Origin of the sequence: Acidovorax sp. 69 (genome assembly GCF_002797445.1) — a bacterium.
GTDB lineage: Bacteria > Pseudomonadota > Gammaproteobacteria > Burkholderiales > Burkholderiaceae_C > Acidovorax.
Genome location: NZ_PGEP01000001.1, coordinates 1,687,340 through 1,709,020, shown reverse-complemented (window position 1 = coordinate 1,709,020; position 21,681 = coordinate 1,687,340). Strand labels below are relative to the sequence as shown.

The 21,681-nt window shown below is 60.5% G+C and carries 19 protein-coding genes; all 19 read right to left on the bottom strand.

Annotated elements, in window-relative coordinates:
* Positions 1–16 precede the first annotated feature (16 nt).
* The 19 genes from CLU85_RS07845 to CLU85_RS07755 all read right to left on the bottom strand — a co-directional run bounded on the left by CLU85_RS07845 (position 17) and on the right by CLU85_RS07755 (position 21,670).
* A complete protein-coding gene (locus tag CLU85_RS07845; protein WP_232727764.1) occupies positions 17–1,825 on the bottom strand; it encodes a nucleoside-diphosphate sugar epimerase/dehydratase in 1,809 nt (602 codons plus the stop codon).
* Complete coding sequence (locus CLU85_RS07840; RefSeq protein ID WP_100409775.1) at positions 1,812–3,317, bottom strand: aminotransferase class I/II-fold pyridoxal phosphate-dependent enzyme; 1,506 nt, start codon at positions 3,315–3,317, stop codon at positions 1,812–1,814. The genes CLU85_RS07845 and CLU85_RS07840 overlap by 14 nt, the downstream gene beginning before the upstream one ends.
* Positions 3,314–3,946, bottom strand: coding sequence for a NeuD/PglB/VioB family sugar acetyltransferase (locus tag CLU85_RS07835; protein ID WP_100409774.1), 633 nt, complete (start codon positions 3,944–3,946; stop codon positions 3,314–3,316). Before CLU85_RS07835 ends, CLU85_RS07840 begins: the two co-directional genes overlap by 4 nt.
* Positions 3,936–5,090 (bottom strand): UDP-N-acetylglucosamine 2-epimerase, encoded by a 1,155-nt coding sequence (neuC, locus tag CLU85_RS07830; RefSeq protein ID WP_100409773.1) that lies wholly within the window; start codon positions 5,088–5,090, stop codon positions 3,936–3,938. The genes CLU85_RS07835 and neuC overlap by 11 nt, the downstream gene beginning before the upstream one ends.
* Positions 5,087–6,145, bottom strand: coding sequence for an N-acetylneuraminate synthase (gene neuB / locus CLU85_RS07825; RefSeq protein WP_232727763.1), 1,059 nt, complete (start codon positions 6,143–6,145; stop codon positions 5,087–5,089). Before neuB ends, neuC begins: the two co-directional genes overlap by 4 nt.
* Positions 6,130–6,918 (bottom strand): SDR family oxidoreductase, encoded by a 789-nt coding sequence (locus CLU85_RS07820; protein WP_100409772.1) that lies wholly within the window; start codon positions 6,916–6,918, stop codon positions 6,130–6,132. The genes neuB and CLU85_RS07820 overlap by 16 nt, the downstream gene beginning before the upstream one ends.
* Positions 6,915–7,604, bottom strand: coding sequence for an acylneuraminate cytidylyltransferase family protein (locus CLU85_RS07815; RefSeq protein WP_100409771.1), 690 nt, complete (start codon positions 7,602–7,604; stop codon positions 6,915–6,917). The genes CLU85_RS07820 and CLU85_RS07815 overlap by 4 nt, the downstream gene beginning before the upstream one ends.
* Positions 7,601–8,575: a Gfo/Idh/MocA family protein gene (locus CLU85_RS07810; RefSeq protein ID WP_100409770.1), complete on the bottom strand. Its 975-nt coding sequence runs from the start codon at positions 8,573–8,575 to the stop codon at positions 7,601–7,603. Before CLU85_RS07810 ends, CLU85_RS07815 begins: the two co-directional genes overlap by 4 nt.
* Entirely contained in the window at positions 8,575–9,225 is a 651-nt protein-coding gene (gene hisH, locus CLU85_RS07805; RefSeq protein WP_100409769.1) for an imidazole glycerol phosphate synthase subunit HisH, read from the bottom strand. Before hisH ends, CLU85_RS07810 begins: the two co-directional genes overlap by 1 nt.
* Complete coding sequence (gene hisF, locus CLU85_RS07800) at positions 9,222–9,977, bottom strand: imidazole glycerol phosphate synthase subunit HisF (protein ID WP_100409768.1); 756 nt, start codon at positions 9,975–9,977, stop codon at positions 9,222–9,224. The genes hisH and hisF overlap by 4 nt, the downstream gene beginning before the upstream one ends.
* Positions 9,978–9,989: 12 nt before the next feature.
* Positions 9,990–11,306, bottom strand: a complete 1,317-nt coding sequence (locus CLU85_RS07795; protein ID WP_100409767.1) for an N-acetyl sugar amidotransferase — start codon at positions 11,304–11,306, stop codon at positions 9,990–9,992.
* 69 nt (positions 11,307–11,375) lie between these two features.
* The gene (locus CLU85_RS07790; RefSeq protein WP_157803943.1) at positions 11,376–12,611 is read right to left on the bottom strand and encodes a UDP-glycosyltransferase; all 1,236 of its coding nucleotides are present in this window, start codon (positions 12,609–12,611) and stop codon (positions 11,376–11,378) included.
* A 32-nt stretch (positions 12,612–12,643) separates the two neighbouring features.
* Positions 12,644–13,963, bottom strand: coding sequence for a type III glutamate--ammonia ligase (glnT, locus tag CLU85_RS07785; RefSeq protein ID WP_100409765.1), 1,320 nt, complete (start codon positions 13,961–13,963; stop codon positions 12,644–12,646).
* Between the two features lie 63 nt (positions 13,964–14,026).
* Complete coding sequence (asnB, locus tag CLU85_RS07780; RefSeq protein ID WP_100409764.1) at positions 14,027–15,781, bottom strand: asparagine synthase (glutamine-hydrolyzing); 1,755 nt, start codon at positions 15,779–15,781, stop codon at positions 14,027–14,029.
* Between the two features lie 9 nt (positions 15,782–15,790).
* Positions 15,791–17,218 (bottom strand): aminomethyl-transferring glycine dehydrogenase subunit GcvPB, encoded by a 1,428-nt coding sequence (gcvPB, locus tag CLU85_RS07775; RefSeq protein ID WP_100409763.1) that lies wholly within the window; start codon positions 17,216–17,218, stop codon positions 15,791–15,793.
* A gap of 1 nt (position 17,219) precedes the next feature.
* Complete coding sequence (gene gcvPA / locus CLU85_RS07770; protein ID WP_255409643.1) at positions 17,220–18,593, bottom strand: aminomethyl-transferring glycine dehydrogenase subunit GcvPA; 1,374 nt, start codon at positions 18,591–18,593, stop codon at positions 17,220–17,222.
* Between the two features lie 182 nt (positions 18,594–18,775).
* Positions 18,776–19,333 (bottom strand): sugar transferase, encoded by a 558-nt coding sequence (locus tag CLU85_RS07765; RefSeq protein ID WP_232727760.1) that lies wholly within the window; start codon positions 19,331–19,333, stop codon positions 18,776–18,778.
* On the bottom strand, positions 19,330–20,136 hold the full coding sequence (locus CLU85_RS07760) for an aldolase/citrate lyase family protein (protein WP_100409761.1): 807 nt from the start codon (positions 20,134–20,136) through the stop codon (positions 19,330–19,332). Before CLU85_RS07760 ends, CLU85_RS07765 begins: the two co-directional genes overlap by 4 nt.
* 13 nt (positions 20,137–20,149) lie before the next feature.
* Positions 20,150–21,670, bottom strand: a complete 1,521-nt coding sequence (locus CLU85_RS07755) for a lipid II flippase MurJ (protein WP_100409760.1) — start codon at positions 21,668–21,670, stop codon at positions 20,150–20,152.
* Positions 21,671–21,681 lie beyond the last annotated feature (11 nt).

The window sequence follows — 21,681 nt, the reverse complement described above, 5'->3', positions numbered from 1 at the left end:
CCGCCCACCTTCCGTCTCAGCGCGGAGCGTATTCCGGCACCTGGCTGTGCAACCACGCGCGCAACGATGATGCCGAAGGTTCTGCACCCAGATCCACCATGCTCTGGCTCACCGCACCAAGATCCACACCACCCGCCTCATTGGTCTTAGCCACGTGTAGCTTGGGGTGGGGAGTGGGCTCTGTGGTCTCACCATTGGCCAGAAGTTCTTCAAAAAGCTTCTCGCCGGGCCTCAGGCCGGTAAACACCACGGGCACTTCCTGCTCGGTTTTGCCAGACAGCCGAATCAAAATTCGGGCGAGTTCGACGATCTTGACCGGCTCGCCCATGTCCAGCACGAAAATCTGCCCCGATTGCCCCAATAGGCCCGCCTGCAACACCAACTGGGCGGCTTCTGGAATCGTCATGAAGTAGCGCACGATATCGGGATGTGTCACCGTCAACGGACCACCGCGCGCAATTTGCGCGGTGAACAAAGGCACCACCGACCCACTGGAACCGAGCACATTGCCAAAGCGCACCGCAACGTACCGTGTTCCCGCGTGTTCGGCTGCGACGGCCTGCATGACTCGCTCGGCAAGCCGCTTGCTGGCACCCATGACATTGGTCGGATTGACGGCCTTGTCTGTGGAGATCAGCACAAAACGAGCAGCACCTACCGCGCCCGCCACACGAGCGCAATGCAAGGTCCCCAGAACATTGGTGCGCAGCGCCTCAATCTCATTGAGCGACTCCATCAACGGCACGTGCTTATAGGCCGCAGCGTGAAACACCACGGTAGGCGGGTGCAAGCGCGCAATCGCCAACAAGCGATCTGCTTCGCGCACATTGGCGGTGTAGTACAGGCCCTGCATTTGCGGATGGGCCGCTCGCAACTCCTGCTCCAGCTGATAAATAGCGAATTCCGACACATCCACGCACACGAGCCGCGCCACGCCAAAGCGTGCGATTTGGCGGCACAACTCTGAGCCTATGGAGCCACCAGCGCCAGTCACCAGAACGGTTTGGCCAGTGATGAGATCGGAAAGTCCCTTTTCGTCCAGCAACACGGGAGTACGGCCTAGCAAGTCTTCGAGTTCAATTTGCCGAGGCTGGCCCGTTTCACCGCGCAGCCAGTCGTCCGGTCGGGGCATCGTCAGCAACGGCAAGCCCGCTTCACTCGCACCCATGAGCGCTTGGCGACGCGCATCCGAGCCCACAGCCGAGACCACCACGGCTGCGGCAGCGTTGGTGTGTTTGGCAATGCGCGGCAAATCAGTCATGCCACCGAGCACGCTCAGACCTTGCAGCGTTCGCCCCCTTTCGGTAGCGACAGGACTCACGATACCCACGGGTGACCATAGCCGCGCGCCGCGCAACGCGGGCAAGGCCGCTGCCGCATCCTGCACCGATCCCACCAGCAACAGCGGCTTACCGGCAGATGCAGCGGGTACACGGCTCGCAAGCAACAATCTGGCGCTCGTGCGCGCGGCCCCCAACAGCAACAGCACCAACATGGGATGCAGAAGCAGCACCGAGCGCGGGAAAGATTCGACGCGCAGCATCAACACCGCAGCAGCCGTCAGAAGAGCGGCGAAAACAACGCCATAAATCAGGCGAGTAAGCTCGGCCACACTGGTGTAGCGCCAGATATGGCGGTACACGCCCCAGCCCAACAAACTGACGCCAAACCCGAGCAACGGCCAAGGCAAGGTATCCATCATCATCAACTGGAATTCGTCAGGTGTGTCCAGATTGAAGCGCAGCCAGAAGGCGAGCCACCAGCCGAGTGCGACCAGCACCATGTCTAGCACGAACGCCAGCAGATTGTTCTTAGACCAGCGCACGGCGAGCCTCAGGTTGCGACAGGACGCGGCGCAGATGGGCAATCACCCGATCCTGCTGGTCCTCAGACAAGTTGGATCCTGACGGCAGGCACACGCCGGTTTCAAACAGCTGGCGCGACACGTCGAAGCCATTGGCATGGGGGAAATAAGGTGCGTTCTGGAACAGCGGCTGAAGATGCATGGGTTTCCACACTGGCCGCACTTCAATGGAATGCCGCTCCATCGACCGCATCAATGCATCGCAGCGGGCAGTCGCATCTTCGCCTGCGAGTGTGAAGCAGGTGAGCCAGCGGGTGGTGAGATAGCCCTCAGGTTCGGGCATCCAGCGGATGTCGGTGATATCGGACAGGGCTTGCTGGTAACGTTCGAAAACACGCCGGCGCTGTCGCACCCGTTCATCCAGAACCCTTAGCTGGCCGCGTCCAATGCCAGCGAGCACGTTACTCATGCGGTAGTTGAAGCCCATTTCTACGTGCTCGTAGTGGCGGGCTCCTTCGCGCGCCTGGGTCGATAGTTTCCTGGCCCGGGCCATCAGCGCGGCATCGTTGGAGACGAGCATGCCGCCGCCCGATGTGGTGATTATCTTATTGCCATTGAACGAGTACACCGCCAAGTGGCCGAAGCTGCCACTGGCGCGACCTTTGTACCGGGCCCCCAAGGACTCTGCAGCATCTTCGAGCACTGACACACCGTAGCGCTCGCAAATGGGTAGCAGGGCGTCCATGTCAGCGCTCTGGCCATACAGATTAACCACCACCACACAGCGCGGCATGCGGTTTTCCTGACGTGCCGATTCGAAGGCGCGCTCCAGCGCCTGGGGCGACATGTTCCAGGTGCAGGGCTCTGAGTCGATGAACACTGGCCGTGCATTGCAGTACAGGATCGGATTGCAGCTGCCCACGAACGTGAGCGAAGAACAAAACACGGTATCGCCAGGCTGCACGCCCAACAACAACAGGCCGAGATGAATGGCGGCCGTGCCGGAACTGAGGGCAGCGGCATGGCCGACGTCCACATGGGCCGCGATTTCACGCTCGAAGGCATCCACATGCGGGCCAAGGGGAGCGATCCAGTTGGTCCGAAATGCCTCTTCGACAAAGGCGGTTTCTTCTTCACCCAGATGGGGCGACGAGAGCCAGATGCGCTGGGACAACTCGCGCCGGAACACCACATCCACCGGGTGGCCCTGCGCGTCTAGCACGGGGATGTGATCGATCTGGTGGCGGTCCATGCTTTCGAGAACAGCCGACGCGGTGGCGTCTTCATGCACCACCAGGGGAAGCTGCGCCGGCAGCTCGCACACCAGGGTTGCATCGTCGAGCCCACTGAGGCGCGCGCGTCGCAGATCGCCATCAGTCAGTGTGCGCACCAATTGGCCCGCTTCGCTCAGCACCATCAAAAAGCCTCTGGCCGTGGCTTCCAGCCTCAACAAGGCGTCCCGCAGCGTGCAACTGGGCGCCACGCACAAGGCGTTGAACTCTGCCTGATTCATGAAACTCTCCTGGCCGGTACACCGACGTAGGTGCCAGCTTGTTGAATGTCGTGGCACACCACTGCGCCTGAGCCGATCACAACGTCGTCGCAAACGGTCCGTCCGGGTTGCACCACGGCGCCAGAGCCCACCAAGACCTTTGAGCCAATGCGCACCCCACCGCCGAGCAAGGCACCCGGTGCGATATGGGTGAAAGCACCCACGGCGCAGTCGTGGTCCACCACAGCGGCGTGGTTGACGATGACACTGCGCTCCAGCAGCGCACACGGTGCAATCACCGCCTGGGCTGCCACAAAGCAGCCGTCTGCCACCTTCGCGTGGGGAGACACACTGGCCCGATGGTGAACCACAGTGACCAGCTGACAAAGGCCCAGCGCCATGCTCTCTTTTTCACGCGCCCCGTTGTCACCAATGGCCACATGCAAGGCACCGGCCCAGAGTCCCAGGGAGCTCACCGTGGCCAGCGGGATGCCGGGTAGTAACTCACCCCGGCACAACCGATCATTGCGGTCGGTCGCGGTCAATGGCCAGTCGGTGCGGGCTTGCAGCAAAGCGTCTGCAACGACGCGTGCGTGTCCGCCCGCACCAAAAATCAGCAAAGGTTGGTGCGGGGAAATATCAATAAGCATTGGTTTTCTCCAGCACCCAAGGAGCCAGAGGCAGCCATGTCAGCAGGTCCACGATGCGTGCGCCCGTCCGCCCGTCGCCATAGCGGTTGTGGCTTGGGTAGCGCTTGCGGGCCAGGGCCTCGCTCAGAGCGGCGCTCAGGGCTTCGGTGTCCGCGGGCACGTCCACCGTATTGGCGTTGCGTTCGCGCAGCCGCTGGCGGTCGCCGATGTTGACGACCGGGGTGCCAAAGCTGGCCGCCTCGATGATGCCCGACGACGAGTTGCCCACCATCACCGCAGCATGGCGCATGGCCTGGGCGAACAGTGCACGGCTCAGGTGAGCGATGCGCCGCGAGCCCGCGGGAAGCATGCCTTCGTCGAGTGCCTGGAGCACACCCAGGGCGCCCGCATCGGCATTGGGCTCCAGCCAGAGCACAGGGCAGCCTTGCAGTTGCATGGCCGCCATCAGGGCCCGGGTCTGTTCATAGGCCAGGTTGGCCTGTTGCACTACCGGGTGGAACACCGCCAATATAAACGGCTTGGCGCTGGGCAGATCCAGCGCCGCAAGAGCCACTGCGCGCTCGCCCGACGCTAAATCGGTCAGGCCATCAAGCCCGGGAGCCCCCACCACATGGATACGCTGCGGAGCTTCGCCCATGCGGATCAAGCGCTCACGCGACTCTTCCGTAGCGACGAGGTGATAGCTGCAGAGCTTGCTGATGGCGTGGCGCATGGGCTCGTCGACCGTGCCCGAACGCTCCCCGCCGTGAACATGCACCGTCACCACGCCCTGGTTCAGGGCCGCAATGGCACCGGCCAGCATCTCGCCCCGATCGCCCAAAAGCAGCAGGATATCGGGTCGATGCTGTTCCAGCAGAGCCGCCATTCCCTGCAGGCACTGGGCCACAGCGATGGACATGCTGGCTGGTGTGCGAGTGAGCACGTCCGCGTGCAGCGCACCCACTACCGATAAACCTGCCGCACGTATGTCATCCACCGTATTCCCATGCGCATGGCTCAAGTGGGTGCCGGTCGCGACAACGGCCAGCGCCAGTGCGGGGTGGGCTGCGGCGCATTGCAGCGTATTGCGCATCAGACCAAAATCAGCCCGGGTGCCACTGAGGTAAAGCACGCGTCGGGCTGGTGCAGCGTGCACAAGACTCATGCGTCGGACTCCGGCTTCAGATCGGACCAGTTCAGCACGGTGCCGCTCGCCACTGCGTGGCGTAGTTGTCGCCCGGCCAATGCGCCCAAGTCGCGCGGTGCAATGCCCGTCGCCGGGCGCCTGCAACCCAGCATCTCGGGGAGCAGCGGCACGCCGGCCGCAATGTCTTGCAGGGCCACAACACTGCGACGCGCCACGCGGGCGGTGTCCTGCTCTTCCAGTCGAGGCGCCTTTACGCCGTTGCCGCGCATAGCGGCCACGCGCCGGATGCCGCGGGTCATCTCGGCAAAACCCAGAGGCTCCAGCGATGCACGGTGGTCTGGTCCGGGTAGGGTACGGTCCAACGTCAGGTGTTTTTCGATCACACAGGCGCCCAGAGCCACAGCCGCCAGCGGGGCTTCGATGCCGAGGCTGTGATCAGAATAGCCTATAGGCACACCAAGCTCGCGGCGCATCTGATCCATCGCCGTCAAATTCAGTGTGTCATCGGCCGCAGGGTAGGCCGAGGTGCAGTGCATCACAACCACATCGTCGAGGTGGCCACGCGAGGCGCGCACCCAAGTCAAAGCTTCAGTGATTTCTTCCATGGTGCCCATACCGGTTGACATCAGCAGCGGCAACCGGGTTGCTGCTGCATGTTCGACCAGCGCACGGTGCGTCAGTTCACCGGACGACAATTTCAGGCGTTTCACGCCCAACTGCACGAGCATATCCACCGCATCTGTCGAAAATGGAGTCGAAAAAAACTCGATGCCAATGCGGTCGCAGTGTGTCTTGATTTCGCGGTGCTGCGCCTCTGACAACTCCAGCCGTTGCAGCATCGTGAACTGGTCCTGGTCGCCGGTCTGGCGTGCCTGATACTCTGCCGTGGGTGCGCCGCGCACGACAAGTTCCTCAGCGCGGAAGGTCTGGAACTTGACGGCGTCTGCATTCGCCGCGCGGGCAGCGTCACACAATTTGAGAGCCAGGGCCATATCACCATTGTGGTTGACACCAGCTTCGGCAATCACAAAAACAGGCATGCCGGAGAACGCGATGTTTACCATGCTGTCCATCCGCCATCCACCACCAGGTTGTGCCCGGTCACGTACTTGGAGGCATCGCTGGCCAGATAACGCATGGCGTTGGCCATGTCGTCGGCGCTGGCCATCCGACCAAGCGGCGTGCGATGCGAATAACTCTCTACGAAAGTGTCGTTCTGGCCACTGAATACGCCACCAGGCGTGACGGCATTGACACGCACGCCCCGGTGGCCCCAGTAGCTCGCCAGGTACTTCGTCAACCCCCATAGGCCCGCCTTGCTGGCCGAATAGATGGCCGGAGTGTTGATAGCACGCCCGAGATATTGCGAACCCACATAGATGCGCTGGTCCGGCGCGACGATGCCGTAGATCGACAGCGTGTTGACGATGCTACCGCCGCCGCGTGCCGCCATAGGCCCTCCGAACACCTGAGCACTGATCATGGCGCCGGTCAGATTGACAGCCATGACCTCATTCCAGTCCGCAACGGGAAAACTCTCAAAAGGCTCGAAGAAATTCTCGGACTTGGTAGCGGCGTTATTGATGAGTACATGCGGTAAGCCCCAAGATTCCTGCAGGACAGTCATAGCATTTTCCAGCGACGGCCGACTCGACACGTCAGCGACGCAGGTGAGCAGCGTCTCATGTGATGTGCCAAGCTTGCCGTCAAGAACGCCCGCGTCTCGGTCCAGCGCAAGCACCCGCGCGCCCGCTTCAAGAAACTCCCGAACCACTTCAGTACCGATGATGCCAGCTGCGCCGGTCAACACTACAACTTTGCCGTCCAGCTGGAATGCATCGCTCATAAATGGCCTTTCTTCGTCATCAGCAACTCGACGAGGTCGAAGTCGATGGGGTGATCAATGTCGATGGAACGCTCACGCGGCATCACATGCAGGCGGATGCGCGGCGTAGCCCACAAGGAGGACGTGAGCGTGTACCGGTGCCAGACATAAATGGACGCATTCATCGCATAAACCTTGGGAGCGAGCTGCCGACCGACGACTTCGCTCTCGGGTTTGCACACGCGCTCGTAGTAGCCGCTGGACTTCATTTCCACAACATTGAAATACGGGTTCTTGTCAGCCTCATAGCCGGTGATCACAACGTCGGTGTCAGTGTCCAGCATAGTGGCGCAGGCCTTAATGTCGGCAATATCGCGCAGCGGCGAGGTCGGATCCAGGTCGATGATGCGGGTCACAGGGCCACGATTCGCTTCCACCCACTCCACCAAGTGCTGAATCACTGGCAACTTGCCAGCAGTTGCCGTCGCAAGTTCTGCAGGGCGCATAAACGGTACCTGGGCGCCATGTGCGCGGGCTGCGACGGCGATCTCTTCGCTGTCAGTGGACACGAAGACGTGGTCGGCCTCACCGCTATCCAGCGCCTGCTCGATGGTCCAGGCGATCAGCGGCTTGCCACACAGCAAGCGGATGTTCTTACCCGGTACACCCGCCGAACCACCGCGTGCGCAGATGCTGATGATTTTCATGTGGCAGCCTCCTTCATGGACAGCATCAGGTCGGCCGTGGCGAACGCGTCGGCCAGCGGCGAGGTCAATCCGTGTGCCGGCATGTCAAGGGCGCGCAGCCAGTCACTCATCTGTAGACCGTAAGTGGCAGAGACATCGAAATCTTCAGGAGCGAAGGTGATGACTTCACAGCCAGTGCGGCCCTCCAGCACAAGCTGCCGGCTCATCAGATCGCAAATCAAGGTACCGTTCGCACCGACGAAGACATAGCGGCGCACCGGCCGACAGGATACGTAGTCGAGACTGACTGTCACAGGCCTACAGTTACTATCCTGCAGCAGGGCCACGTGCACATCGTCCGAGCGGATCGTCAGCGGACCGTGGCGACCACCGATGGCACCACACACGGTGAGAGGACCAAGCAGCCATAGCGCCATGTCGATCTCGTGAACGAGATCGAACACCACCCCACCCCCTAGTTCCGGGTCAGCGCTGTACGTTGCCGTAGCGTCGCGTGCGGGCCGCCATTGCGCCAACGCCTGCCCGACTTCAAGATGAGCGCGCACGATGATGCCGAGGGCCCCATCCCTCAGCATGGAGCGCACGCGCGCGAGCACCGGCAGGTAGCGCAGGTTGCAACCGACCAATACAGCTGCCTGAGTCCTTGCGGCATCGCGTGCGGCGAGCAACTGCGCGAGCGCCGCACGCTGCGTCACCAGCGGCTTTTCAGCCAAGCAAGGCAGCCCCAAATCCAGGCAAGCTAGCAGTTCATTTGCGTGACGGCTTGACACACTGGCGATGACGACTGCATCAGGCTTCCACCTCAGCCCCTGCGCGAAATCGGGAAGGATATCGCAGGGCTCAAACGATGCATCGACCTGGCCTGTGCCTGACACTACGCCCAACACGACATCAGGCCGCTGCTGCCTCAGATGTCGCACATGGCGCATCGCTATTGATCCACGCCCCGTGACCAGCACCCGCAGGGCCATCACAGCTCCAGAAAGGCCGAAAGAACGGACAGACCATGAGCCGCGCTGCGCTCCGGGTGAAACTGGCAACCATAGATATGGTCGCGCGCGACGGCGGCACAAATGCGCACGCCGTCATACAAGGTGTCGGCCAGACGGTGCTCCTCGTGCGTGGGCACGGGCGAAAACGAGTGCACAAAGTACATGGGCTCACCGGGCTGCACGCAAGAGAGGATGCCCCCCTCCCACCCAGCACGCGCGGGCGGCAGTGTGAGAGCGCTCCAACCAATGTGGGGAATGCGGTGCGGCTGGCCGTCAGCGCCGAAAACAGACACCGGCTGCACACGGCCAGGGATAAGCCCCAGACCCGGCGTGTCTCCAAACTCCTCGCCCACATCGAACAGCATCTGAGCGCCGACGCAAATCCCCAAGAAGGGCCGCTGCGCATCCGCATAGCGCTTGACCAGATCATCAAAGCCGCGCGTCTTCAACTCCAGCATACCGTCGGCAAAGGCACCCACGCCGGGTAACACCAGACGCTCAGGTAGATCCTGCACCTGGCTGGCCTGGTCCACCACCGTAACGTCAGCACCGCAATGCTGCAAGGCACGCACCACGTTCAGCAGGTTGCCGATGCCGTAGTCGATGACCGTCACCGACCGCGCGTTCATTGCCGTACCTCCAGACCCTGATGATGCGCATGCTGCTTGATCTCCTGCACCGTCATGCGCCGCCAATGCAGCGCGTCGGCAATCGCGATGCCGGAGGTACCGACGTCGACCGCGCGCTTCAGATCCTCCACCGGGCCGAAGCCGCCACTGGCGATCACAGGCACGCTCACGCGCGCATTGACAGCCTTTAGCAGTTCGATGTCCAGCCCCTTGCGCGTGCCTTCCTGGTCCACAGCGGTCAGTAACACCTCGCCCGCACCCAGTGCTACTGCCCGCTCAATCCAGTCAATAGCATCAAGACCCGTGTGCTCGCGCCCGTTGTCGGTGTAGGCCTCCCACCGCCCTGGCCCAGTGCGCTTGGCCTCCACCGACAGCACCATGCATTGCGAGCCATAGCGTTTGGAGACCTCGGAGATGAGTTCGGGCCGCGCAATCGCAGCGGTGTTGATGGCCACCTTGTCAGCGCCTGAGCGCAGCATGGTGTTCACATCCTGAAGCGTTCGGATGCCACCACCCACGGTGATGGGGATGTAAATCTGATCGGCCGCACGGCTGATGATTTCGGCCAAGCTGTTGCGCTGATAGAGGCTGGCGACGATGTCCATGAAGACAATTTCGTCTGCGCCCTCGGCGTAGTAGCGCAGCGCGAACTCGCTCGGGTCGCCCACGACGCGCAGGCCTTCCAGACGGATGCCCTTGATAAGGTTCGAGCCCTTGATGTCCAGCCGGGGAATGATGCGCAATCGGGTCATGCCTGATGCGCTTCAGCGGCCATCGAAAACAGAGTGGCGCAGCTTCCACTGGTCGGCCTCGCGCCTCCACACGTGCGGAGAGCGGAAGCTGTCGGCCAGCGCCATGAAGTGCGCGCGGTCCATCACGGGCTTCTCAAACATCTTCGATGCCTTAGGAAAGTCCTTAGGCGTGATGCTGAGGTAGCGGAAAATTTCATCCACAAAGCGCTCGGGGAACTCGCCGTCGTAGCGGCGCACCAAGGCTACCGCCTCATCGCGCGTGATATCACGCGAGCGAACCTCCTGCGCAGCGTCATATGTAGCGCGGCCAATGCCGAATTTGATGAAGGTCGTGTAGTAGTGGTAGTCGTCGATGCGGTCGTCGATACTGTTGTACTTGCTGTATGTACCCGGCGTGCGCTCGGGCGATGCCTCAAAACCGCCATGCTCCACCGCGTAGTAGTAGCAGCTTTGCGGATGCCATTTGAGATAGTAGCCCAGGTAGTGAACCTCGATGTTCTTGCGCTCGATCTGTGCCGGGTCGGCCGGCAGATAAGGTAGCAAGTCCTGCTCTTCAACGCCAAAGTCGGTATACAGGCTGTCCAGCGATGTGCCACCCAGATAGATCTCTGATTTGTTCGAAGAGGTGAAGTAAGACCAGTCGCGCTTGGCGCTGGTGGTGTCGCCGATCGGGTTGCCGTATTCGGCCTCGTTCTCGCCGTAGATAACGAAAGGAATGTCGTGCAGGATGGCCATTTTCGGCGCTAGCGACTTTTGCCCAAAGATGAAGGCCTGGAACGGGTGGAACAGATTCTCGACTGCCAGCCGCGTGAGCAACCGATGGATGCGCCCGTTGGGCGTCATGAGGTAGTTGTCATGGCCAGCGTGAATCCACGACTCAAAGTTCTTCCAGCCCCACTCGGTGTAGAGGTGCGGCGACCAAGTCACCGTGAGCGGGTGCATGCCAAAGCGCGTCTTAAGCACGTGAGAGGCGTAAAAACTGTCCTTGCCACCCGAACCAGGCACCAGGCAGTCATAGCCGGACTTGCTACGGAACTTGTCGCACAGTGCAGCCAGCCGGTCTTCTCGCTCCTTCCAGTCGATGCTGTTGTGCTTCTGGTCTGCGTAGCGGCATGCGTCGCACACACCCTCATCATCAAACGCGATGGTGGCCTTCTTGCTACCCTTCGTGTGCTGGTATTCCACAGCCGAATTGGGCCGCTGGTTAGAGATCACGCACTGCTTGCAGAAATGCACATAGCGCGGCAGGCCGTATTTGACCTTGGCCTCGTCGTCGCTCGCGTCAAAGTCGGACAGGTCGACGGGGGCTGGGGATTTGATGAATGACATAGAAGGCTGAATCAGAGGTGGCCAAGTAGGATCTGGCAGTGAAAAACGTTTCGAGCGACCTCCATCGAATTATAGGAACTTGCGGATGACTTCAAGCACGCGGCCGGTGGCCCGGCCCGCCTGTTGCCTACCCGCCGCGCGTGGCAGCCTGACGACCCGATCCAACGCGGAGCCGATGCTGCCCAGCACAGCTTCTTCGTCGGCCACGCCATAGCTCTTGAGCGGCATGGCCGTATCAAACACCGAGCCCAGCACCTGGACCAGTCGCGTACCCGCAAGATGCCCCTCCAGACCCACAGTGGAGTTGAGTGTGACGACTACGTCCACGGCGTGCAAAAGCTGCGCCAGCGGTGTTTCCTGGTCCACGACAACGATCCGAGCATCCTGCGGCAATGAAGGCGGGGTCTCGCCAGCGCGCGGGCGCACGCAGAGGACGGTGTCTTGCCTCGCCATCACCCATGCAACGACTTCGGCCAGCGCCATCGCCGGCAGTTGCGGGTTGCCGGCATGGCCATTGAATGGGTGAAAGGCAGGCTCGACCTGCGTTGGCCAAAGCAGCAGCCTTTTGCTTTCCCAGCCGCGTTCTTTGCGAAGAAAGCTCCCGGCAATGACGCTGGCTGTATCGCCCAGCGTATCAAAGGCAGGGTTACCAGTGACGCTCACCTCGTCGGGATTGCGACCTTCGGTGATGAGAAACGTCCGCACCGCGTCATTGAGCACGCACACGCGGTCGGCAAAGTCACGCTGCCAGATCCACACCTCGTCAAGGCAGAACAAATCCACCATGCAGACCGAAGGCAGACCCAACTCCCTTGACACCATGAGGGCCGCACGCTCGGCGCGCGGTGAGTTCGTCGCCACGACGACTGCGGGCGCGACCTGCATCAGGATGCGCCGCAAAAGTCGCAGTGGCAGGAAGGCCTGACGGCCATCGCGCGCATAGCGGCGTGCGGCCTCCTGCGGCCCCACGTCCTCCTCGAGCTCTGCCCAGCAGAGGCCCAAGTAGGCCTCGGTCTCTGCCGGATCAGCTATCGGCCCGCTCATGCAAGCCATCAGTCGGCGACCATGCGCTAGCGCATCAGAATCTCGGGGTCTAATGAAATCTTTGAACTGAAGTACGTCAAGGTCAGCGTCACGGGCCACGGGCGCTGCCGTAGTCAGCGCCAGCACCTGGACCTGCGCGAGACCACTGGCTGCCAGCGCGCGCGCCACTGGGACAACCATACGCACGTGGCCACTGCCGTAGGTGACGAAGAGGATTTTTTTCATTGCCCAACGCGCATCACACAGGGTGGTTGCAGCCATGGCATGTACCCGGCGACCAGCCAGGCCGATGCTCAGAAGAAGTCAACGTAGCGGCGGAATTCCGCGGGCGACACGTTGTGCATCAGGTCGTCGCATTCCGAATGCTTCACGCGAAGGAACTCGCGCACGAAGGCCTCGCCCAAGCCCTGTGTGAGTACGGTACTTTGCTCCAAGGAGTCCAGCGCATCTGGCAGCGAAGTCGGCAAGCGTTTGATACCTCTTTTTGCAAGTTCAGCAGAGCTCATCGCATACAGATTCTCGTTGCACGGCTCACCAGGGCTCAACTTGCGCTTGATACCGTCCAGGCCCGCGTAAATAATCGCGGCAGTAAGCAGGTAAGGGTTGGCCGCCGCATCCGGCAGACGCAATTCAAGCCGCCCGCCAGGGACGCGAACAAACGCCGTGCGATTGTTGTCGCCCCAGGCGATGTTGATCGGCGCCCAGGTCGCCCCCGACCGCGAGCCGAGCTTCACCAGCCGCTTGTAACTGTTTACGCTAGGCGCGGCAATGGCCGTGAGCGCGTTCGCATTGGCCATCAACCCGCCCAAGAACTGGTAGGCCAGCGGCGACAAGCTCATGCCAAGCGGATCAGACGCGTCTTCAAACGCATTGTCGCCGAACGTCTTTCCGGCTGACATGTGCATGTGCAGGCCGCTACCCGAGCGCTCGGCAAACGGCTTCGGCATGAAGGAGCACAGCATGCCGTGCTTCTTGGCAATTGCCTGTGCTGCCATCTTGAAGTAGGTCAGGTTGTCCGCTGTCTTTAGTCCTTCGGCGTAGGTGAAGTTCATCTCGAACTGACCGTTGGCGTCTTCATGGTCAATCTGATAGACATCAATACCCGCCTCAGCGAGGGCAGACTGCAGTTGCATCAAAAAGGGCGAGACGGTGGACAGATGGCGGAAGTCATAGCAGGGTTTGTCCAACGACTCCGACTCGGTGGCCACAACGTAACTGCCTGCGTCATCCTTGCGCAACAGAAAGAATTCCGGCTCCAAGCCTGAAAAAAATTCGAGCCCCGTCACCTCACGGAAAGCCGCCAGCGCCTTTTTAGCGACCACGCGAGAATCCAGCGCATGCGGCTTGCCATTCACGTGGCCATCGCAGGTAACGACAGCTGTGGCGGGCATCCAAGGCATTGGGCGCACGTCGGCTCTATCACCTACAGCCATGAACTCCTGGCCATGCGGCCCCATACCCATGCCTGCAATGGCGAAGCCTGCGAAGCCTGCGCCCGCTCCAAAGATCATCTCCTTATGCTTGCCCGGCACCAGCTTGGCCTTGGGCCGGCCATGGATGTCGACAAACTGCGCCAGGTAGTAATCAAACTCTTTCGAGGCGAACTCTTTCATGGTCTCTTTCTTCGTTTCTACCCAGCGTGTTTTCTGAAGGCTTGCCCCTGCTTCTCGTGAGGCTCACACAGTCTGCGGGAAGAACTCCTGCAGCCAGAGCTTGGTCATGAGAAGCGTACGCAGTTGCTTGGTGTGGTTATGCAGGCCGCTGCGATGTTCGTCCAGCATGACGTGCAGTTCCTTGTTGTCAAAGCGGCCTCCGTCCGGCAGCGCCAAGATGTCACGCGCCCAGGTGTACAGCGGGCCCTTGATCCACTCGCCGATCGGGAGGGTGGGCATGGTTTTGGGACGAAATACGAAGTCGTGGTCAAAGTAGCGCTCGGCCATCTGCTTGAGGAAATGCTTACCAACGCCCCGGTAAAACTTTGACGTCACCGGCAGGCGCGCAAACATCTCGCTCACACGGTGGTCCAGGAACGGCGCCCGGGCTTCGATGGACCAGCAGGCGCCCATGCGGTCGCCCTTAACAGAGTTATTGCCGGGCATGAGCGCGGTAAGCTCATAAGCCGCTACCTGCTCCATCGGCTCGAGGTCGCTGAACGGTTCGATGATGCTCATGAATTTGTCGAGCGCACCCTGGGTGTGCGGGAAAAATTCCGGGCTCATCATCCGGCGACGGTCTTTCTCCGTCGTATAGCTGATGAGGTCAAAGTAGCTGCGCATTGGAAAGTTGGCGCGAGTCATCTCTGAGAAAAACTGTTCGTTGTGGCGGAAGCCAAGCATCACCTCGTCGGGACCATCACCCGTGAACATCACAATCTTGCCCTGCTGGTGCGCCTGGCGCGACAGCAGGAAAAACAGGAAGAACGAAAAGTCGCCGTGCGGCTGCTCAGCATGGCGCACCACCTGCTGAGCGATCTCGGGAATATCGGCTGGGCGGATGTCCAACGCCGTGAGGTTAATGTCCAGGTCGGCTGCCACACGCTGGGCATAGGAATATTCTGAGAAGCCCTTGTCCTCAATGCGCAGGCCGATGGCGTCCAACTGCGGCCGATTCCACTGCGGCACCAGGCGCGTTGCGATCACAGACGAGTCAACGCCACCCGACAGCAACAGGCCGCCGTCCACATCAAAGCGCATTTGCAGGCGGATGGCTTCGTCCAGCGCGTTTTCCAGATCTTCTTGCGTTGCATCCACGCGCGGGCCGTCCAGCGGCCAACTCCAGTAACGCACAGGTTCAGAGAACTTGTCCGCGCCATAACGAATGAAAGTGCCTGGTGGCAGATGACGGATGCCTTCGAAGCAGGTCTCAGGCGGGGGGCAATAGTTGAAAGTGAAGACGTTGCCCAGCGCAGTCTCGTTGACCTTGCGTTCGAATTTGGGCAAGGCGAGGATCGCCTTCATTTCGCTGGCGAAGGCCATTCCACCTTCATACGGCGCATAGAAGCAGGGCTTGATACCCTGGCGGTCGCGCGCAAGCATGCCGGTCTCGGTGCGCTGATCCCAAATGAAGAAGGCGAACATGCCAACGAGGTCGGTCAGCATTTTCTCGCCTTTTTCGCACCATAGATGCACCAATACCTCGGTGTCGCAGCGCGACTTGAACTTGTAGCCCTTGGCCTTGAGTTGTTCACGCAGTTCGATGAAGTTGAAGATCTCGCCATTGAACACGACCCAAACCTTGCCGTCGGTGCTGCTCATAGGCTGCATGCCATTTTCCGGATCGACTACGGCAAGTCGTGCATGGCCCAGCACCGCACGCCCGAGAGCTTCAACGCCCTGCTCGTCGACGCCGCGGTACTTGATGCAATCGATCATTTTCCAGACGTCGTCCTTGGTCACGTCCATGGCGTTCACTACGCCAGCAATTCCACACATGGCAGTCCTTCAGTTTTTCAAATCGATACGAGCGATCTTGCGGCTGAGCGGTGCGCTCTCCACCAAAGCTTCATTCGTCGCGTCTTCTGTGAACACGCGGCGGAAGATGCCGACCTGGTAGTCGAGGCTGGCTTTGGTTTCCGTCTCGGTCGGCTCGATCAGCATCGCCGACTTCAGGTCACCCGGAAAGTAGACACAGCCAGCGCCTACCAGGGTCGGCGGGTGAATTCCGTAGTCGATCAACCGCTTGGCGAATTGGCGCGCGGACGTGTTGAGCTTTTCGCCAGACAACAGCGTTTCATGCTTGCAAAACTGGTTGTAGACGGGCGGCAGCATCGGCGCGAGTTGGTGCTGCAGGTAGTTGGCATTCAGCACGGCGTTCTCAGACGCAGCGCGCAGGCCCGCGCCGCCCATGGTGCGCAGGTAACCATACGTGCGCAGCAACACACCGACGTGGCCATGAAAACTTTTCATGCGACCGATGGAAAGCGGTCGGGCATCGTTGTGATGGGCCACACCGTTCTTGCGCACAGCCAAGGGGCTGGGAAGATAGTCGGCCAACTCAGCCTTCACGGCCACAGGACCCGCGCCTGGACCACCACCACCGTGGGGGGTGGAGAAGGTCTTATGTACATTGACGTGAACCACGTCAAAGCCCATATCGCCTGGGCGCACGATGCCCATTAGCGCGTTCAAATTGGCACCGTCGTAGTAAAGCAGTGAGCCGTTGGCATGCACGGTGTCGGCAATCTCCACGATCTGGTCTTCAAACAGGCCTAGCGTGGACGGGTTAGTCAACATGAAGGCCGCCACATCGGGTGTGAGCATCGCGCGCAGCTCGACCATGTCAACACGGCCCTTCATGTCGGAGGGCACGATGCGGCATTCAAAGCCGGCCATCGCAGCGGAAGCCGGGTTGGTGCCGTGTGCGGAATCGGGCACGAGCACGATTGGGCGACGGTTGTTTTTGTGCGCGAAGTGGGCGCGAATCACCAGCAAACCGGCCAACTCGCCGTGCGCGCCAGCCGCAGGCGCGAGACAGCAAGCATCCATGCCCGTGACTTCGCAGATCATGCCCTGCAGGCGTTCGTACATCTCCCACACGCCGGCAAGCGTGTCGGTGTCCTGCAGCGGGTGCACGTCGATAAATCCCGGCAGTCGAGCGAGTTCGTCATTGCGCTTGGGGTTGTACTTCATCGTGCATGACCCGAGCGGATAAGGCCCGTTGTCCACACCGTGCGACTCCTGGCTCAGGCGCGTGAAGTGGCGCACAACGTCGACTTCGGCTACCTCGGGCAGGCCAATAGCGACGCGCTGGCTCACGAACGAAGGCACAAGGGGTGGTTTCATGGACGGGTGGCTACCGGCAAACACGTCGCTGGCTGCACCGGCGCGGTGCAGCTCGGTGATGGTCTGGGATACAAAGGTGACTGGCATATCAGGACTCCTGCAGGCAGGAACGCGCCTGCACTGCATAGGCTTCGAGGTCAGCCATTGTTTTCGTCTCTGTAACGGCCACAAGCAGGCCACGGTCATGGCCAGCGAGAGTCTCGCTCACAGGCATCCCGGCAAAAATACCCTCGCTACGCATGCGCCGGCAAAACACAACAGCAGGCACCGGCAGCTCGATGGTGAATTCATTGAAGTGCACACCGCTGCGCAACACCTTCACGCTGGGCAGGGCTGTCAACAATTCGCGCAACTGCGAGGCCAATGCGACGTTGACCTGCGCGATGCGCATGAAATTGGTCTCGCCAAGACACGCCAGGTGAATGGCGACTCGGATCGCATTGAGTGCCTGGTTCGAGCAGATGTGGCTGGTGGCCTTGTCGCGTGCGACATGCTGCTCACGGTCTTCCTTGACGAGTGCATAGCCGAGTTTGCCGTTCAGGTCATGCACGCGCCCCACCAAACGGCCCGGCAAATAACGCTCCAGCGGTTTGGCGCAGGCGATGATGCCGACGTAGGGACCACCTGCCGCAAGGGGTAGGCCCAGCGGCTGGCCTTCGCAGACCACGATATCGGCACCTAGCTTGCCTGGTGCTTCAAGCCAGCCGCACAACAAAGGGTTGACGCACACCGTGAACAGCACATTGTGCTGTTGACATATCTGCGCAACGGCCTGCACGTCTTCAATCACACCCATGGCGTTGGGAGTCTGGAGAGCAACACCAGCCACATTCCCCTGGGTGACCAGCTCTTCAATCGCGGCCGTGTCCACCATGCCTGTTTCCGGGCACTGGTTCACATAGTCCACCTGAACTCCACGGGGCAGGAGGTATGTGTCCAGCACCTCGCGGTATTGGTGCCAAATCCCTTGAGCGACCACCACACGACGCTTGCCACTCGCCGAGCACATCATCCAACACGACTCTGCCAACGCCGTCGCGCCGTCGTAGACAGAGCAGTTCACGCACTCCTGTCCCAATAGACGTCCGACCAACACCTGGAACTCAAACAGGGCTTGCAGCAGCCCCTGGCTCATCTCGGGCTGGTACGGCGTGTACGCCGTCAGAAACTCCCCGCGCGAAACGATGGCATCCACTACCGAAGGAATATAGTGCTCGTAAGCTCCGCCGCCCAGAAAACTCGCGTGAGACCGCACCGTGGCATTCATGTCAGCCATGGCTCGCACATCACGCAGAAGGGCCCACTCACTGAGTGCGGGAGGCAGATTGAGTTCGCGTCGCAAGCGCACCTCGGCGGGCACATCGGCAAAAAGTTGCTCAACCGAATGAAGCCCCATCACTTCCAGCATGGCTTGAACATCCGAGCCCGTGTGCACGTTAAATCCGATGGGCGCTTGCGCCATCACAGGTTCATTCTGTCTTTGGTTCACGAGGATGAAAGCGCCCGTTCAGGACGCGAGTTTGGACGACAAAAAATGGGCAAAAAGATTATAGGCGCCCCCCTATTTAGTAGCCCTCGGGCCAGATATCATTTCCAGCATTCAGAGCCTAGCATGCCCAAACTTCTAAACCACTCATAGCGAGTCTAGTTTGCGGCTTGACCCCCGAGCCGCTTGATGGTCCAGAACAAAATACGAATATCTAGCCAAACGCTCGCCTCGCGGGCATAACGCAAATCCGCTGCGAGCCGCTGCTCATGGGTCGCTTCGGATCGAAACAGGGCTTGCGCCAGCCCGGTAATACCCGGACGCACACTGCAGCGTTCAATCCATTGATGCTCAGAGTAAAGACTGCGCTGGACAGGCAAGTCGGGACGTGGTCCGACAAGACTCATATCGCCTTTTAAGACGTTCAGAAGTTGGGGCAATTCGTCAATGCTGGTACGGCGCAGAAAGCGTCCAACTCGCGTAATGCGAGGATCGCCAGCTCCATCCGTGAAATGTGGCCCAACGGCACTGGCATCACGCACCATGCTGCGGAATTTGTACATACGGTACTCGCGCCCATTCAACCCCACGCGCACCTGCCGAAACAACACCGGAAAGCCATCGCCAATGACACAGGCCACGGTTGTGGCCAACAAAAGCGGACTGAGCAAAACCAGAGCTGTCAGAGACAACCAGATATCCATCAGACGCTTCACGCGGCATGCTCCATACCCAGGGCAATCACCTCAATCGCCTCACGAGTCCGCAAACGGTCAGCCTCCATCTGATGAGCGGTCCGCGCCTGAAGCTCCCTCTCTGCCAGCCGAAGGGGACGAACTTGACTCTCGTAAGACACTGCTGCCTCGCCACGATGGAAGGTTCGCGAAAGTATCACAGCCTCCGAGCCCATCCGGACATGCTCCGCCAAAACCCAGCGCCCTGGCAGCAACCCCTCATCCAATCTCGCTATGCCGCCGAAACCAAAACGCAAGCCTTGCGACTGGACCCTGACCGCAAGGCGATCAAGGATGCCCTGCGCCAAAGGCTCGAACATGAACCTGCACCCCAGCGAAAGATGCAAGTCGTTCAGCCCCACAAACACTTCCCACAAATCGGGGGTATTGACCCAATCATCCAAAGAGCGAAGTGCGCCCGCGGTCTCCAAAAGCGCGACGATAGGCACACGCCCCGCAACCATGCGGCTGAAAGCCTGCAGCTCATCGGGAGTGTGAAACATGGGCAGCATCACCAAATCAGCCCCTTGGCCCAGAACCGCATCCAGTTCCTTGGCTGTACCCGCGTGCAACGGGTTCACTCGCACCATCAATTTCGACCGATGAAGCTCCGCTTTGATGCGCCCCACATCGTCGAGATGATGGGTGCTGATGAAGGTATTGCGCCCGGCCTGCCGCTCCGCCTTGCCGTTAATCTCAAGATCGACAAACAACCGCATGCCCGGTATCGCGTCGCAACGGCGCGCCAGCACGGGATCGTTGGTGATTTGAAGAAAATCCATCATGGTGTTGCAACAATTATGTCCGGAAGACCTGACGCAAACCAAGACCAGAAAGCCAGCCAGACGCCATCACAGTGAGAGCAGCGAATACAGACAATACAAGCGCTTGAACCTGTTCGCGCCCCATACTCCGAGCGTGTACAGCAGTACCATCTGCTCGTCCTGACCAATGAGCCAGCGAAGCCACGACCAACAGCACCAGAAGCGGTGCCAACAGAGCTGATGCCGGCGCCCAGCGACGCACTGCAGATGCGCCTACTGCACTCCAGGCCACTACAGCTGCCACCGAAAAACTGACGTTCAAGGTCCACATGAGCGCCTCTCCGGATGTCAGCCCCACAACAGTCGCAGACGCCAGCACAGCCAGAGCCAGTGCATAGGCCAGTACCGCGAATCGCATACGTCCCATCGTCGCCAACACTGTCAAAGCAATGGCCAGCAGCGCTTGCGGCAACAATCCCCACGCCCCCACAGTCCCCCAAGCTGCAATCTGCCCCACTGCTGAATCCTGCATGCGCCCCCAGCCAAACAACAAGGAAGCAATCGCCGGCGCTCCGACCTGGAGGGCTGCAGCTGCCGCGCACGCCAGTGACCAAGCCAGTGCGAGCGCCGTCCGCACGGCAGCAGTCATTCCGTCCATACCCTTGTCATCCGTACCTGCCTGCACGGCATGGGCTCTGGCAATCGCGGGAAAGGCCAACGAAGCCACCAACTGAATAGCCAGCACCAAAGGCAACTCCACCAACTTCCAGGCGTAGTTAAAAGTGGCTAAAGCCCCTTCTCCAGCCCCCGAAGCCAAGGATCTCGCCACAAAAGGCAAGGTCAAAGGCAGGCCCGCCCCCAAAGTGGCCCACATCCATACGCGCCAGCTTGGTAACAAGACCGACGCCCCAGTCGCAGGCAACCCGGAGTGGTTACGAAACGGGCGCAAACGCCAGCCTTGCCACAGAAGCCTCATGAGCACGGCCATCAACAAGAAAATGCCAAGCACCTGCCCCGAGGCCGACCCCATGCCCTGCGCGCCCACAAAAAACAGCGCGCCAATAAGCACGCCGTTCACCACGAGGTTCGCACTGTAAAGGCCGACAAAATCGCGCTCATGCTGTAGCCGCGTTGCCCAAAGGCCAGCGAGCATGGCGGCGGGCAAAGCCAACGCACTCCAGGCCACGGCACGACTTGCCGCGTCCTGCAGTGAAGACGGCACACCAGGCACCAGCAAAGCGCCCAAAGGAATCTGGGTAACGAACATTGCAACGGCCAGTACAACAGCCATCAACAACAAGCGCCGGGCAACCCGATTTTGCGTTGCGTCCCTCTGCACCGCCGACTCTTTGGCCCACTGTGGCAAAAGTACATAGGCCAACGCGCCACTGACCAGAACACCGGCCAGCCAATCAGGCAAAGTCAGCATGACAATCACCACATCGGCCATGCCAGAACTGCCGAACGCAGCGGCTAGTGCAGTCTCGCGCAACACACCGAGCACCCGGCTGGCAAGTAGCAACGTCAGCGAGAGCAGGCCAGCTTTGAGAAACATGCGGCAAATTA

Coding starts and splice junctions, on each gene's coding strand:
- CLU85_RS07840 (WP_100409775.1), bottom strand. CDS start 3,317: ATGAATCAGGCAGAGTTCAACGCCTTGTGCGTGGCGCCCAGTTGCACG.
- CLU85_RS07835 (WP_100409774.1), bottom strand. CDS start 3,946: ATGCTTATTGATATTTCCCCGCACCAACCTTTGCTGATTTTTGGTGCG.
- neuC (WP_100409773.1), bottom strand. CDS start 5,090: ATGAGTCTTGTGCACGCTGCACCAGCCCGACGCGTGCTTTACCTCAGT.
- neuB (WP_232727763.1), bottom strand. CDS start 6,145: ATGGACAGCATGGTAAACATCGCGTTCTCCGGCATGCCTGTTTTTGTG.
- CLU85_RS07820 (WP_100409772.1), bottom strand. CDS start 6,918: ATGAGCGATGCATTCCAGCTGGACGGCAAAGTTGTAGTGTTGACCGGC.
- CLU85_RS07815 (WP_100409771.1), bottom strand. CDS start 7,604: ATGAAAATCATCAGCATCTGCGCACGCGGTGGTTCGGCGGGTGTACCG.
- CLU85_RS07810 (WP_100409770.1), bottom strand. CDS start 8,575: ATGGCCCTGCGGGTGCTGGTCACGGGGCGTGGATCAATAGCGATGCGC.
- hisH (WP_100409769.1), bottom strand. CDS start 9,225: ATGAACGCGCGGTCGGTGACGGTCATCGACTACGGCATCGGCAACCTG.
- hisF (WP_100409768.1), bottom strand. CDS start 9,977: ATGACCCGATTGCGCATCATTCCCCGGCTGGACATCAAGGGCTCGAAC.
- CLU85_RS07795 (WP_100409767.1), bottom strand. CDS start 11,306: ATGTCATTCATCAAATCCCCAGCCCCCGTCGACCTGTCCGACTTTGAC.
- CLU85_RS07790 (WP_157803943.1), bottom strand. CDS start 12,611: ATGGCTGCAACCACCCTGTGTGATGCGCGTTGGGCAATGAAAAAAATC.
- glnT (WP_100409765.1), bottom strand. CDS start 13,963: ATGAAAGAGTTCGCCTCGAAAGAGTTTGATTACTACCTGGCGCAGTTT.
- asnB (WP_100409764.1), bottom strand. CDS start 15,781: ATGTGTGGAATTGCTGGCGTAGTGAACGCCATGGACGTGACCAAGGAC.
- gcvPB (WP_100409763.1), bottom strand. CDS start 17,218: ATGCCAGTCACCTTTGTATCCCAGACCATCACCGAGCTGCACCGCGCC.
- gcvPA (WP_255409643.1), bottom strand. CDS start 18,593: ATGGCGCAAGCGCCCATCGGATTTAACGTGCACACGGGCTCGGATGTT.
- CLU85_RS07760 (WP_100409761.1), bottom strand. CDS start 20,136: ATGATGGATTTTCTTCAAATCACCAACGATCCCGTGCTGGCGCGCCGT.
- CLU85_RS07755 (WP_100409760.1), bottom strand. CDS start 21,670: ATGTTTCTCAAAGCTGGCCTGCTCTCGCTGACGTTGCTACTTGCCAGC.